Genomic DNA, 14,253 nt, shown 5'->3' with positions numbered 1-14,253 from the left:
CAGACTAGCCCAGCCCTTATCAGGGCGGCATGTTGCATAATCGGATGGTCATAGCCCATCCGTTAAGTAGACCGAATAAATACAGCGATAAACCTAGGGATTTTCCCGAAATACGGAGAGACGTTGGCGGCGGCATTTGCTTATAGTGACCCAAGAAGACAGACGAATTCGGGGAATTACCGAACCCATTATCGCCTGCATCCACATGCGATTTCTTTAATAAGAATAAAATCGCAGCGGGCTTTCACAAAAAGGTGTGACCCATGCCATCCGCTGAGACATCGCCCACCTTTCGTGACGAACTGGTCAAGCTGATCCCCGCCATGCGGGCCTTTGCACGGTCGCTGACCAACAACGCCGCCGACACCGACGACTTGGTGCAGGATGCCATCGTCCGCGCTTGGTCCCATGCGGGCCAGTTCACCCCAGGCACAAATTTGCGTGCCTGGCTCTTCACCATCCTGCGCAACCGCTACTATTCCGTCGCCAAGCACCAGCAGCGCGAGGTGGGCGACCCGGACGGTATCCATACCGCGCGGCTGACCATCAGTCCGGCGCAGGAATGGGGCATTGCCGGCCGCGAGCTCAAGGCGGCGCTGATGAAGCTGCCCGTGGAACAGCGCGAGGCGCTGGTCCTGGTGGGCGGCGCCGGCGCCAGCTACGAAGAGGCGGCCGAAATCTGCGGCTGTGCCCTGGGCACCATCAAAAGCCGCGTGAACCGTGGCCGGGCCCGGCTGGCCGACATCATGGGCATGGACCCGGGCGACACCGGCCTCGGCGCCCCCACGGGCATGGCCACCTCCAGCGCCTGGGATGCCAGCCATCCGGTGAGCAGTCACTGAGATACGAAGCGAAATCAATTACTTGGCATAAGGATTTAGGTGAAGTGCCTGACAGGAAACCTTGGTCAAGGGATGCCGACCAGTGGAAGCGCATGTCCACCCAGTGGCTGGCGGCCCAGCGACCCGCTCCCCTCCGCCTAGCCGAGCGCCGCGCGCATGCCCACCCGGTCGCGGACGGAGCCGGGGAGGGCGGTTGGGCGCCGCATCCGGCGCTCTCCCTGCCAGCGCCCTCCCTGGAGATCTTGGCCTCCCATCAAGCCTCAGTACCCCCTATCGCCGCCTGACGGACCTGCCCCCGGCAAGAAGGGCAAAAACAGTCTGTCCCTAACGGAGGATCACCCAATGCTCGGCACCATCCTGCTTGTTGTCCTGGTCCTGCTGCTGCTGGGGGCCATTCCCAGCTGGCCCTACAGCCGCGGCTGGGGCTACGGCCCCAGCGGCCTGTTGAGCATCGTGCTCATCGTCGTTCTGGTGCTGGTTCTGACCGGCAGGGTGTAGCCGGCCGGAGCTTTCCTTGAATGCCTTGAAAGGAGACGCATCATGACCGCCGTACATGAGGCCCTTCCAGATATCGACACGCTGCTGGGCGACGTGTCCCGTTATTTCGAGACACCGCACGACCTGGTCGTCACCGACCGCCTGAACCGGGCAGAAAAGATCCTGCTGCTGCGCCATTGGGAACATGACCTTCAGCTGCTCATGGTGGCGAGCGAGGAGAACATGACCACCGATTTACCGCCGACGACGGCCCACCAGCTGTCCGAGGTCAAGTCGGCCCTGGTGGCGCTGGGCGACGTGTCCGTACCCTCGGGGCCGGCCAAGGTCGGCTGACGCCGCCTTATCAAGGAAGGATTATCCCATGGCCAACCGCAATGAAGGCGAGGGCAACCGCACCGCGACCCGTGCCTACAACAAGCACGCCCGCGACTTCGTGGCGACGGGCCAGGTGGCGGAAAAGGCCCGTGCGGCGGCCGACGCCGTCGATGGCCCGGAAGGCCGCGACCTGGAACAGGCCGAGGCGCGCGGCAAAGCCCACGCACGGGAAGAAGACAGGCTGCTGCGCCCCAGCGTTTCCAAGCAGGATTCCGAACACTGACGGTGTCGTTGATGAGCGACCAAGGGCGCCGGTCATTTAGGCCGGCGCCCTTGGTCTGTCTGTTCCTCGTCACCCAGCCCATCACCAACCTCCCAGCCGGCACCACCCAACCGGAAGACTGACACTTCTACTTTGCTCTGGACTGACAGTTTAACTTTGCGCCTACATACCAAAAACCGATAATGAAGATTATGGAAATTGTATGGAATAGGGGCTGAGCCTTACAGGATATGGCCAGTGGCGTTCGGCTGCCGTCGGCTTGCACCGATTTGCACTCATTTATTCGACAGCGGCCGGCAAAAGTGCCGACAATGGTCCGGGATCAATCCGGGGATGAAATCATGCTGACCGTCGTACCGGGGCCCGCCACCGCTTGCGCGCGGCGCCGGGATGAGATTTCCATCTTGCTGCGCAACGCCCTGACTCTCCTGGACAATGACAGCGCCGCCGCGGCCACCTGCCTGCAGCGGGCGGCGGATATGCTGCGCGACCTGACGGTCGATGCGCCGCCGCTCGCCGGCAGCTTGGTGCCTTGGCAGACGCGCCGGGTCGAAACCTACATCCATGACCATTTGGCCGCGCCCATCCGCATCCGTGACGTGGCGGTGCTGGTCCGCCTCAGCACCAGCTATTTCTCGCGCGCCTTCCGCATCACCTTCGGTGTGCCCTTCACCCAATACGTCATCCATCGGCGCATGGAACAGGCCAAGCACCTGATGACGAGCACGACGGAACCGCTCTCCCACATCGCGCTGACCTGTGGCTTGGCCGACCAGGCGCACCTGACGCGGCTGTTCCGGCAGACCATGGGGGTGACGCCGGCAGCCTGGCGGCGTCGCGTGCAGCAGGAATACCCCGATCAGCGCCCTGATCCGCGAGCCGACGCGACGGCAACCGGCGAACCGCAGGCCGCCTGATCGGCCCATCCGACACCGGCAAAATAATCTCGAGAGGTCCCGGGGCCCGTGGTGCTATAGAGGCGCCATCATCCCTTTAGGACCCACCCCTATGGATTCCGTCGAACAGCGCCTTATCGACCTGGAGATGCGCATCACCCACCATGAGCGCATGGCGGAGGAACTGTCCCAAGTGGTGGCGGACCAGGGCCAGATGATCGACATGCTGACCGCCCGCGTGCGCCGGCTGCTGGCCCGCCTGCAGGAGGCGGAGGGAGGCTGGCGCCCTTCCCCCCAGGACGAAAAGCCGCCGCCGCATTACTAAGACACGTTACTGGCAGGGCGCTAAGTACGCTAGGCCCAGGCGCGGTGTACCGCTTTACGCCGGAAGCCCATGTGGCGGAGATCGCCGGCCTCATCCGCCGCGTCTTCACGCCATTGTCTTGAGGATATCCAACCGATTTCGCCGCCGACGGCCACCTCATCCATGGCAAGCTGACGGCGGAAGCCATACATGCTTGGGGACACAGGCTTGGGGCCCACATCCCGGGCATGTCGCCACCGACCGAGGGAGCGTGCCCCATGACCGCCTGGCCCGACCGCCGTATCCTGGACCTGTTCGGCATCGATCATCCCATCCTGCAGGCGCCCATGGCCAACGCCAGCACGCCGGCCATGGCGGTGGCAGTCAGCGCGGCGGGCGGGCTGGGCGCCCTGCCCGGCGCCCAGTACACCCTGGACGGCCTGAAGGCCGCGGTGGCCGAGGTGCGGCACGGCACCAGCCGGCCCTTCAACCTCAACTTCTTCTGCCACACCCCGCCGGTGCCGGACCCGGCCCGCCTGATGGCCTGGCGCGCCCGGCTGGCACCTTATTATGTCGAGTTGGGCCTTGATCCCGCCGACACGCCTCCGGTCGGCGGCCGCACACCCTTCGACGCCGATTTCTGCGCCCTGATCGAGGAGGTGAAGCCGGCGGTGGTCAGCTTCCATTTCGGCCTGCCCGGCAAGCTGCTGGTGGAGCGGGTGAAGGCCACCGGCGCCAAGGTCATCGCCTCGGCCACCACGGTGGCGGAGGCGCGCTGGCTGGAACATCACGGCGTCGACGCCGTCATCGCCATGGGACTGGAGGCCGGCGGCCACCGGGGCAACTTCCTGTCGGACGACATGGCGACGCAAGTCGGCACCTTCGCCCTGGTGCCTCAGGTGACGGACGCCGTCTCGGTCCCCGTCATCGCCACCGGCGGCATCGCGGATGCGCGCGGAATCGTGGCCGCCCTGGCCCTGGGCGCCTCCGCCGTGCAGCTCGGCACCGCCTATCTGTTCTGTCCAGAGATCAAGATACCCGAGGTGCACCGCCAGGCGTTGGAAAGCGCCACGGATGACGGTACCGCCCTGACCAACCTGTTCACCGGCCGCCCCGCGCGCGGCCTCATCAACCGCCTGATGCGCGAGGTCGGTCCCCTGTCCGCCGCGCCCACCGCCTTCCCCACCGCCGGTGGCGCCCTGGCACCCTTGCGCGCCCGGGCCGAGGCGGCCGGGTCCGGCGACTTCACCAACCAGTGGGCCGGCCAAGCGGCGCGCCTGGGCCGCGCCCTGCCCGCCGGCGACCTGACGCGGGCGCTGGCGGCGGAGGCGCTGGACCGCCTAGGCGCCCACCAGATCAGCGGCCGCTGAGCGTCAGCGGGGTCGTCAAGCTGAGCGTCAGCGAGAGCGTCAAGACGACCGTCAGCGGCATGTCAGAACATGGTCCCGGTTGATTTTGCAGGGGTGCAGCAGGCTGCCCAGGTAACGCTGGTCCAGTGTCGAGCCGGTGTTCATCTCCGGCAGGCGCAGATATTTGTCCTCCTTGTCCGCGCCCAGATACGTTTCCATGTGATTGAAACGCCAAGTCTCCGCCTGTTCCCGCAGGAACTGCTCCTGTTCCAACGGATCGGGCAGGACGAAATGCGGCGCCTGGATGACGATTTCAGGGGGGGACGGTTCCGAAGACCTGGAGGCCGGTGCCGGCTGCGGGCCGGCCTTGGGCACCACGGGCGTCAGGGTGATTTGCGGCTGGGGTGCCACCGGCTGGGATTGCGCCAGGACGGGGTCCGCCACGGACATCAGCAGGACACTCGCGAAATACCGCCACCGCGCATGCCGCATGCCCCGCCCCATCCGCCGCCCATTCTTGTGGCCAGTGAACCATGACGGCCAAGCCCGCACAACCGATGGCGCGCCGGCGGCAAAGAAAACGCGCGCCGTACGCGTGCCGGCGCGCGTCAGGGAGGTGGAGCACAAATGAAGGTCTCATGAGGCTGGGGGAAAGAACCGGGACGCCGCCTCACCCGCGCCCCGGCTTTTAAAAAGCACTCAGTATTTGAAGGAGAAGCCAGCCTCATAGATGCGGCCGGTGCAGTTGTAGTAGTTCAGGCGGTTGACCGAGCCGACATACTGGTCATTGCACTCGTTCGTCAGGTTGATGGCATTGAACATAAAGGTCAGGCGCTCATTGACGGCGTAGGAGGACGCGAAGTCCACGTTCATGGTGGAGTTGGTGCCTTCCACGTCGTTGCCATTGCGGCCCGGCACCTGGGTCAGGTAGCCGCTGCGGTAGGCGGCGGAGATGCGGGCGCTGAACACCTTGTCGTCGTAATAGAGCGTGCCGTTGTAGGCGTTCTTAGACAGGCCCACCAGATCGGCCAGGGTGGTGGTGGTCGAGGTGGCCGCCAGCAGGTAATTGATGCGGCTTTGCACGTAGGTGTAGTTCAGCAGGATGCCGAAATTGCTCCAGAAGTCCGGCAGGAAGCTGAACGGCTGCTGGAAGTTCACCTCCAGGCCCTTCAGGTCGCCGCCCTTGGTGTTCACGGGCGTGCTGAAGGTGAACACCTCGTTGCCGGTCAGGCCGGTGCCGTTCAGCAGGCTCAGCGGCAATCCTGAGCTGTTGTAGACCTTGTTTTCGCTCAAGGTCTGCACGTAGCTGTTGATGTCCTTGTAGAACAGGCCCAGCGAGATCAGGGCGCCGGGCTGGTAGTAATATTCGAAGGACAGGTCGGCGGTGTTGGCGCGGATGGGCTTCAGGTAGGGGTTGCCCGAGGTCACCGTGCGGTTGGTACCGGCCACATTGACGCTGCCGCCCGGGTTCAGGCCGCTGAGGTCGTTGCGCACCATCACCTTGGCCAAAGCCGCACGGATCAGGAAATCATCCGTGACTTCGCCCACCAGGTTCATCGACGGCAGCACGTCATGATAGTCGGTGCCGACGGTCACCCAGTTGGGGGTGCCGCCCACCGCCTGGTAGCCGGACGAGGTCTGGTCGGTGGTGACGAAACGCACGCCGATATCGCCACGAATGGGCAGGCCCAGCCGGTCGGTCTTGAAATTGGCCTGGGCGTAGCCGCCGTAGTCCTTTTCCTCCACCGCGTAGTTGCTGCCCAGCGAGCCGGTGCCCGTCTGACTGACGGAGAAGGTGCCGGTCTTGCTGTAGATGTTCAGCGCGTTGGCGAAGGCGTCGATGTCGGCCACCAGCCAATTGGTGGGCGTGCCCGCCGGGGCGAAGCCGCCAACGCCGCCACCGATCTTGGTCAGGCTGGCCAGGCTGACGCCCGCCGGCAGGTTGGGAACGGCGATTTCCGAGGCGCGGGTCTTGTTGTAGGTGGAGAAGGTGAAGTCCTTGAACTGGAAACCGGCCTTCAGCGTCAGCTCGTTGCTGATGTCGTATTCGAAATCCAGATCGCCGTTGCCATAGGTGTTCTGCGTGCCGTTGGGGCGCAGGCGGATGTTGGACAGGCCATTCACCAGGCTCCAGTTCGCCGGGTTGGTGACGTCGAAGCCATAGGACAGTACCGGCAGGCGGCTGTTGGCGCGATAGTCGTAGGAGTAGCCGTTGCTGCCGGTGCGATCCAGGGTGATGGTCGTCTGCACCGGGTTGTTGAAGGCGGAGACGGAGTAGCCGCCCAGCGCGTTCATGCGGAAGCTGGGGGAGAAGCTATGCTTGATGTTCAGCGTTTCCTGGCCGAACTGCGTGCTGAGCACGTCGTAGCGCGCCTCCGACCGGATGCCGACATTGTTGAAGGTGCCGGCGACCAGGTTACCGTTGGCGTCCAGGGTGCCCGAGGTGATCTGCATGACCGGCTTGCCAGTGGTAATGCTGCCCACCTTGGTGCTGGCCTGGCTGAAGCTGATCGCCTCCAGGTCGTTTTCCGTGCGGGTGCCCCAAAGGTCGGAGAACACGCCGTCCAGGCTGATCTCGGTATCCTCGTCCGGCTTCCACTGCAGCGAAGTCACCAGGCCGGCACGGCTCTGGTTGTAGTCATAGACGCTGTAGCGCGGGATGCGCGGCATGAAGACGTTGGGGCCGTTGACGGCCGACAGCGAGGATGGCGCCGTGACACCACCGTTATAACTGCCCGACGCGTTGGAGGCGTTGGACGCCCAGCGCGTGGTTTCGGAGCTGAGCTGCTGCGTATCGCGCCTGGAATAGGACAGGCCGACCAGGAAGCCCAGCTTGCCGTCGGCGAAGGTGTCGCTGACCAGCACGGCGCCATTGGGCTCCTTGCTCTTGTTCTGATCGTTGTAGGTGGCCTTGCCATTGATGGCCAGCTTGAAGCCGCCGAAGTCCAACGGATGGGGGCTGGACAGATCGACACCGGCGCCCAGCGAGCCCTCCTCCTGGTCCGCCGACTGCGTCTTGTGGACGGTCAGGTTGCTGAACAGGTCGGAACCGAAGACGTTGAAGTCGAAGGCGCGGGAGCGGTTGTTGCCGCCCTGGGCGTCGGAGCTGCCGGTGGTGGCGATGGCGTCCATGCCGTTGATGCGCACGCGGGTGAAGGCCGGCCCCAGGCCGCGCACCGAAATCTGCCGCCCTTCGCCCGCGTCGCGGGTGATGGCGATGCCGGGGATGCGTTGCAGGGATTCGGCCAGGTTCTTGTCGGGGAACTTGGCGATGTCTTCCGCCACGATGCTGTCGACAACGCCGGAGCTTTCACGCTTGGCCTGCAGGGCCACGTTCAGGCTGCGGCGGAAGCCGGAGACGATGATCTCCTCCAACCCGTCACCACCGCCCGGGGCGGCGGTTTCGCCCTGGGGCGCCGCTTGGGTCCCCGGCTGGGCCGCCTGGTCGGCTGGCGCGCCCGTCGGGGTCGCGGTCTGGTCGGCCGCCGGCGCCGGGGGCTGTTCCGCCACCTGGCCGGCAGCATGGGCGACACCGCTTCCCCCCGCCGCCAAAGCCAGCAGCAGCGCCACCCGGGACACGCGGGTGGACAGTGTGTGACGCCGCGCCCGGCTCATGCTCTTGAGCATTTGACGTAATCCTCCGTTCAACCTTGTTGTTTTGCTTTGCCGGTCCAAGTGTCCCGGGACGCATCTGGCCGGTTGTTCCCCGTTCCGAGTGTTCCCAGAAAAACCAGACGTTGTCGCCTGGTCATGCCACCCGTCCGATCTCCCCGTCCGTCCGGCCCTTTATTGGGACCGGTGTCAATTTTAATGCGACGGAATTGCCCTGCCGCGCCGTGATGGTTGGTAAAGGGCCAGCCGTCGACGCGTGGCGTCAGCGCCGCGCCGTTCCCCGGTATAAAGTCCATACTTTGGGAAAAATTGATCGGGCGCGGCAGCCGCCAACGGCGCCCCAGCCCATGCCTCTGCGTGATGGCATCCCATACCCTCCCATTATGTCGGCGTCATTGGGGCCTGTGTGGCCATCGCCGTTGCCCCTAAAATGACACCGGTTACCGACCGATGCAAGCACCAAGAGTTGTTTGCGCGGACATCTTGTGTCTGAACGGCTGTTCCTAGCGGAAATGCCAGGGAACGTGTGGATTTTGCGGGGGCTCAGGTCCCCTGCTGAGTGAAGGGAACCCGGGCGAAGAGACGACGTTCGGCGCCGCGCGGGTCCTGTTCCAGACGCGAGTCCAGATCGAAGACCATGGTCTCGCGGCCCGCCAGGGTATAGGGCGTCCAGCGCGGCGCGCCGGCAGTGTTGGGGTCGCCTGTACGGGCGAAGGCGATGAAGGCGTCGCTCATCCGCTCCGCCATGCGCCGCGCTTCCGGGCTGTCGGTGGACAACGAATCGGGCACGGCGGTGTTGTCGAACACCAAGGGGATGTCCAGCGTGTGGGGCGCCCGCCACTTGCCGCCATCCTTAGGAGAGCCCCAGTTAAGCTGATAGGCGTAGGTGGCTGCGGCCCCTTCCCCCAGCGCTTGAGCTTGGGCGGCGCGCGCCTCCGCCTCCATCACCGCAGCGCGCCAGGAGCGGCCGGCCGTGGTGGCGGCGAAGAAGACGTCGCTGGGGCTGTAGTCCGGATAAAGGCGGCGGTATTCCGCCACCACCAGGTCGGGGTTGATGTCCACCCGCATGTGCCTGGCCAATAGGGCCGGCACCTGGTCCCAGGCCAGGGTGAAGGTGGACGGATCGCTCCCGCCGATCAGCAGCCGTGTCTCGTCATGGGTGTTGCCGATGATCATGGGGATGCCGGCCGACTGCGCCGGGGCGTCCGGATAGAAGGGATGGCGGGCCAGCACCTGGTCGTCCAGCACGGGGCCCCAGTAGAGCCCGCCCATGCCCTGCCCAGCCACGCCGTGGATGGGATCGGCGGCGTTCAGGGCCGACAGCAGCCTTTCCACCGGCAGTGTGGCCGCCTCGGCCGCGCGCTCCGGCGCCAGGCCTAGGGCTTCCAGATAGGTCTTGGCGCGGGCGGTGGCGTTCAGCGGACCAGAGGCGGTGACCTGCTGGCCGCTCATGGTGGCGGCGCGATGGAACAGGCCCTGGGCCGCCGGCGTGCCCATCAGGGTGGCGATCTTCGCGCCGCCGCCGGACTGGCCGAACAGCATGACGCGGCCGGGATCACCGCCGAACGCGGCGATGTTGTCGCGCACCCAGTGCAGGGCCAACACCAGATCCAGGATGCCGACATTGCCGGACTGGGTGTAGGCCGGTCCGGCCAGACGCCCCAGATACAAATGGCCGAAGGCGTTCAGGCGGTGGTTCAAGGTCACCACGACCACATCGCCCCGGTGGGCCAGGCGCGTTCCGTCATACAGCGCGTCGCTGCCGGAACCGTGGGAATAGGCGCCACCGTGGATATAGACCATGACCGGCCGGTTGCCGCCGGCCTTGGCCTCCGGCGTCCAGACGTTCAGGAACAAGCAGTCCTCGGACTGCGGTTCATCGAACCGGGTCTGGGGACACGCGGCGCCATAGGCCAGGGCGTCCTTGACGTCGCGCCAGGGGGCCGGCGGCTGCGGTGCCTGGAAACGGCGGGGGCTGGTGTCCGCGCCGTAGCGGATGCCCTTGAACACCTGGATGCCGTCGTGGCGGGTGCCGCGCACCCGGCCATGGACGGTGGTCACCACCGGGTCGGCGGCGGCCCAGGCCCGCGCCGGCAGGGTCAGTGCCGCGGCGGCGGCCATACCCAATCCCAGCACTTCGCGGCGATCAAGTGATGACAAGGAAACGCGACTTTCCGCTTGGCGGAACGGTCGAGCCGGGTTCATGCTTCCTCCCACGTCCTTTTATAGCCGAAGATCAAGAACAGGGAGGACACCATGGATGCCACCCGTCCGAACCTCGGACCGATATATGACACCGGTTTCCATGCTTTTGTGAAGAGGGCTTTTGCGGCGGGCGCCGTTTGGGCTGTCCTGGTGACCGTGCTTCAGGGTGCCGCCCTGGCCGATGACCTGCCCACCCCCTTCCCCATCTGGCCCGCCGGCGTTGGGCCGGGCTCCGAAGCTCTCACCGTCCAGGAGACGGTGGTGGAGCGTAGCGCCGATCCCGCCACCCTGCACGACCGCTACACCGTGGGCATCACCCGGCCGCACCTGTCGCTCTACCGCCCCGCCCACCCCAACGGCACCGCCCTGCTGGTGATGCCGGGCGGCGGCTACCTCCGGGTGGTGGTGGACAAGGAGGGCGATGAGATCGGCCGGCGCCTCAGCGCCGCTGGGATCACCGTCTTCGTTCTGACCTACCGCCTGCCGGGCGACGGTCACGTCCATGCCGCCGACGTGCCCTTGCAGGACGCGCAGCGCGCCCTGCGCCTGATCCGCGCCCGGGCGGTGGAATGGGGTATCGACCCGCGCAAGGTAGGCGCCATGGGCCTGTCGGCCGGTGGCCATGTGGCGGCCAGCCTGGGCACCCGGTTCGACGCGCCCGCCTACGTCCCTCAGGACGCGGTGGACCGGCAGAGCGCCCGGCCGGACTTCCTGGCCCTGGTCTACCCGGTGGCCAGCATGGATCCGGCCATCGCGCACAAGGGATCGCGCGCCCAACTGCTGGGCGACAATCCCACCCCGGCGCAGGACGCCGCCTACTCCACCGAGCGCGCGGTCACCGCCCAGACCCCGCCCACCTTCCTGCTGCACGCCGACGACGACCCGGCGGTGCCGGTGGAGAACAGCCTGCGCTTCTATGCCGCCCTGCATGCCGCCAAGGTCCCGGCCGAACTGCACATTTTCCAGAAGGGCGGCCACGGTTTCGGCATCCGCGGCGTCACGGGGTTGCCGGCCGCGGCGTGGCCGGACCTTTACATCGCCTGGGTGCGTGGCCTAGGGATGATGCCGTGATGGTCCTTCCGCGCTGGAAGGCCACCTTTATTGTCACCGGTGTCAATTGGTCATTGATCCGGCCGGGCCCCGCTGGCACAGTGCGTGGCGCAAGCCCGCGTGACAGACGGGCCCGGGAGGACGCGTGGGACGGCCTTGGTCCCCCACGGCAGCGACCAGGATGGATGAACGAGAATGAGCGGGCCTGTGATGCGTGGTCATGTCGTGGTGTTCGGGGAATTGCTCCTGCGCCTGGCCGCCCCCGGTCATGAGCTGCTGCTGCAGAGCCCCAGCCTGACGGCCCTGTTCGGCGGGGCGGAGGCCAATGTCGGCGTCGGCCTGGCGCACCTGGGCCACACCGTCCGCGCCGTCAGCACCCTGCCCGACAACGCCATCGGCCGCGCCTGCGCCGGTGAGCTGCGCCGCCACGGCGTGGGCACCGACGGCATCCGCTACGCCGATGGCCGCATGGGGCTGTACTTCCTGTCCGCCGGCGCCGTGACCCGCCCGTCGGACGTCATCTACGACCGCGCCCGTTCCGCCTTCGCGGAGACCGATCCGGCCGCCTATGACTGGCAGGCGCTGCTGGCAGGGGCCGACTGGCTGCATATCTGCGGCATCACCCCCGCCGTCAGCCCCCAGGCGGAGACGGCGGCCCGCGCCGCCTTGCAGGCCGCCCGCGCCCTGGGCCTCAAGATCTCCTTCGACTGCAATTATCGGCAAAAGCTGTGGACGGCACGCGGCGGCAACGCCCCGGCCATCCTGCGCGGCTTCATCGAGCAGTGCGACCTGCTGTTCGCCAATGAACGCGACGCCGCCCTGCTGCTGGACCTGGATGTGGACAAATTGGAAGAGGCGGCGCGCTTCCCCGCCGCGGCCCAGGCCCTGTTCGACGCCTGCCCCCGCCTGCAGACCATCGCCACCACCGTGCGCAGCCACCACGGTGTGGACCAGCAGGACTTCTACGGCAAGCTCGCCACCCGGCACAGCCTGCATCAGAGCCGTACCCACGCGCTGGCCGGCATCGTCGACCGCATCGGCAGCGGCGACGCCTATGCCGCCGGCCTGCTGCACGGCCTGATACGCGGATGGGAGCCGGATCAGGCCCTGTCCTTCGCCGTGGCCGCCGCCGCGCTGAAACATTCCATTCCCGGCGACGCCCTGCCCCTGCCCGAGGCCGACATCCTGGCGGCCCAGGACGCCGCCGGGCTGGACGTCCGCCGCTGATACCCGCCTTCCGGAGCCTGAGCCTGATGACCGCGCGCCTGTCCCCCGATACCCTGCCGACCCTGCCCCAGACCGTGGCCCGGCCCGGCTATGACCGGGCGGTGTGCGGCATCGGCATCGTCCATTTCGGCCCGGGCGCCTTCCACCGCGCCCACCAGGCCGTCTACACCGACGACGCCCTGGCGCTAGAAGGGGGCGATTGGACCATCAGCGCCGTGTCACTGAAAAACCCGGGCGTACGCGACGCCCTGGTGCCGCAGGATGGGTTGTACACCCTGGTGACGCTGGACCGCGCCATCGGCCACCGGGTTATCGGATCGATCCGTGAGGTGCTGTGCGCGCCGGAGGCGCAAAGCCACGTCCTGGCCCGACTGGCGGCGCCCGCCACCCGCATCGTCACCATCACCGTGACGGAAAAGGGCTATTGCCTGACGGCGGCGGGGGAATTGGACACCACCCACCCCGACATCGTCCACGACCTGGCCCACCCCGAAACGCCGGTCAGCGTCATCGGCTACATCGTGGCCGGCCTGCGCCGCCGCCGGGCGGCGGGATTGCCGCCCTACACGGTCATCAGCTGCGACAACATGACGGACAACGGCCGCCGCCTGGGCCGCGCCACGGCGCAGTACGCCGCCGCCCTGGACGCCGAGCTGGGCGCCTGGGTGCGCGACTACGTGGCCTTCCCCAGCACCATGGTGGACAGCATCACCCCCGCCACCGACGACGCCCTGCGCCAGCGGGTGCTGGACGTGACCGGCGTCGCCGACGCCTGGCCCATCCAGCGCGAGGCCTTCACCCAATGGGTGATCGAGGATCGCTTCTGCAACGGCCGCCCGGCCTGGGACAAGGCGGGCGTGATTCTGACCACCGACGTTGGCGCCTTCGGCCGCGCCAAGTTGCGCCTGCTGAACGGCCCACACTCCGCCCTGGCCTATCTGGGCGGCCTGGCGGGCGTGGAAACCGTGGCCGACGCCATGACCACGCCGGAACTTGCGGGCTTCCTGGAGCGGCTGATGCTGCAAGACGTGCTGCCCACGGTAACGCCGCCGGCGGGCTATGACTTGGGCGTCTACGCCAGCCAAATCCTGGAGCGCTTCCGCAACCCGGCCATCCGCCATCTGCTGGCACAAATCGCCTGGGATGGGTCGCAGAAGCTGCCCTACCGCCTGTTCGGGGTGATCGAGGACCGGCTTGTCCAGGGCCTATCAATCGCCCGCCCCGCCCTGGTGGTCGCCGGCTGGATGCACTTCGTCCGCCGCCGCGCGGCGGAGGGGGCCGGCCTGACCGACCCCTTGGCCCCCACTCTGCTGGACATCGGTAGCCGCTGCGACGGCACGCGCGCCGACGTGGACCGCTTCCTGGCGCTGGAGGTGATGTTCGCACCGGCGCTGGCCACCGACACCCGTTTCCGCGCCGCATTGGCCGAAGCCTATGCCCGCCTGGGCGATGGCGGGCGCGACGCGGTGCTCGCCGCCGTCGCGGCGCTGTGAACCTGCAATAGCAACCTGAGGTCGGACGAAACTCATCCGGCCTCAGAGTTGGCTTGTAAATGACACCGGTTTCCTTTAGACACGATGGACAAGAAATGACGGGATCCCAGGGAGGGTCGACCATGGCTCGGCGTGCCGTGCCTGCCGCTGCGGCAGCCATCGTCCAGGGTAAGAATTGC

Annotated in this window: 13 protein-coding genes; 10 read left to right on the top strand and 3 right to left on the bottom strand. The window is 66.8% G+C overall.

The window, feature by feature from the left end; all coding sequences use genetic code 11:
* Positions 1-263 precede the first annotated feature (263 nt).
* From FBZ87_RS05665 to FBZ87_RS05635, 7 genes are all read left to right on the top strand, one after another.
* Positions 264-842, top strand: a complete 579-nt coding sequence (locus tag FBZ87_RS05665) for a sigma-70 family RNA polymerase sigma factor (protein ID WP_145609372.1) — start codon at positions 264-266, stop codon at positions 840-842.
* Between the two features lie 342 nt (positions 843-1,184).
* Complete coding sequence (locus tag FBZ87_RS05660; RefSeq protein WP_004274473.1) at positions 1,185-1,340, top strand: DUF3309 family protein; 156 nt, start codon at positions 1,185-1,187, stop codon at positions 1,338-1,340.
* A gap of 42 nt (positions 1,341-1,382) precedes the next feature.
* Positions 1,383-1,673: a hypothetical protein gene (locus tag FBZ87_RS05655; RefSeq protein ID WP_145609371.1), complete on the top strand. Its 291-nt coding sequence runs from the start codon at positions 1,383-1,385 to the stop codon at positions 1,671-1,673.
* Positions 1,674-1,701: 28 nt separating this feature from the next.
* The gene (locus FBZ87_RS05650) at positions 1,702-1,938 is read left to right on the top strand and encodes a hypothetical protein (RefSeq protein ID WP_145609370.1); all 237 of its coding nucleotides are present in this window, start codon (positions 1,702-1,704) and stop codon (positions 1,936-1,938) included.
* Positions 1,939-2,279: 341 nt separating this feature from the next.
* Complete coding sequence (locus FBZ87_RS05645; protein ID WP_186454596.1) at positions 2,280-2,855, top strand: helix-turn-helix transcriptional regulator; 576 nt, start codon at positions 2,280-2,282, stop codon at positions 2,853-2,855.
* Positions 2,856-2,946: 91 nt separating this feature from the next.
* Positions 2,947-3,159 (top strand): SlyX family protein, encoded by a 213-nt coding sequence (locus FBZ87_RS05640; protein ID WP_004274585.1) that lies wholly within the window; start codon positions 2,947-2,949, stop codon positions 3,157-3,159.
* Positions 3,160-3,416: 257 nt separating this feature from the next.
* Positions 3,417-4,508, top strand: coding sequence for an NAD(P)H-dependent flavin oxidoreductase (locus FBZ87_RS05635; RefSeq protein ID WP_145609368.1), 1,092 nt, complete (start codon positions 3,417-3,419; stop codon positions 4,506-4,508).
* A gap of 51 nt (positions 4,509-4,559) precedes the next feature.
* On the opposite strand, the gene FBZ87_RS05630 is transcribed toward FBZ87_RS05635, so the two are convergent.
* The 3 genes from FBZ87_RS05630 to FBZ87_RS05620 all read right to left on the bottom strand — a co-directional run bounded on the left by FBZ87_RS05630 (position 4,560) and on the right by FBZ87_RS05620 (position 10,259).
* Entirely contained in the window at positions 4,560-4,979 is a 420-nt protein-coding gene (locus tag FBZ87_RS05630) for a hypothetical protein (protein ID WP_145609367.1), read from the bottom strand.
* A 207-nt stretch (positions 4,980-5,186) separates the two neighbouring features.
* Entirely contained in the window at positions 5,187-8,114 is a 2,928-nt protein-coding gene (locus FBZ87_RS05625; RefSeq protein ID WP_145609366.1) for a TonB-dependent receptor, read from the bottom strand.
* Between the two features lie 528 nt (positions 8,115-8,642).
* Positions 8,643-10,259, bottom strand: a complete 1,617-nt coding sequence (locus FBZ87_RS05620; RefSeq protein ID WP_246134252.1) for a carboxylesterase/lipase family protein — start codon at positions 10,257-10,259, stop codon at positions 8,643-8,645.
* Between the two features lie 195 nt (positions 10,260-10,454).
* On the opposite strand from FBZ87_RS05620, the gene FBZ87_RS05615 reads away from it, so the two are divergent.
* From FBZ87_RS05615 to FBZ87_RS05605, 3 genes are all read left to right on the top strand, one after another.
* Entirely contained in the window at positions 10,455-11,375 is a 921-nt protein-coding gene (locus tag FBZ87_RS05615) for an alpha/beta hydrolase (RefSeq protein ID WP_211106853.1), read from the top strand.
* Positions 11,376-11,564: 189 nt separating this feature from the next.
* Complete coding sequence (locus FBZ87_RS05610; protein WP_145609363.1) at positions 11,565-12,581, top strand: sugar kinase; 1,017 nt, start codon at positions 11,565-11,567, stop codon at positions 12,579-12,581.
* A 26-nt stretch (positions 12,582-12,607) separates the two neighbouring features.
* Positions 12,608-14,074 carry a mannitol dehydrogenase family protein gene (locus FBZ87_RS05605; protein WP_145609362.1) on the top strand — a complete coding sequence of 489 codons (1,467 nt, stop codon included), beginning with the start codon at positions 12,608-12,610 and terminating at the stop codon, positions 14,072-14,074.
* Positions 14,075-14,253 lie beyond the last annotated feature (179 nt).

Origin of the sequence: Nitrospirillum amazonense, from assembly GCF_007828035.1 — a bacterium.
In the GTDB taxonomy this organism is placed as follows: Bacteria; Pseudomonadota; Alphaproteobacteria; order Azospirillales; family Azospirillaceae; genus Nitrospirillum; species Nitrospirillum amazonense.
The sequence above is the reverse complement of the archived record's forward strand: the minus strand, read 5'-3'. Positions and strand labels throughout refer to the sequence as shown.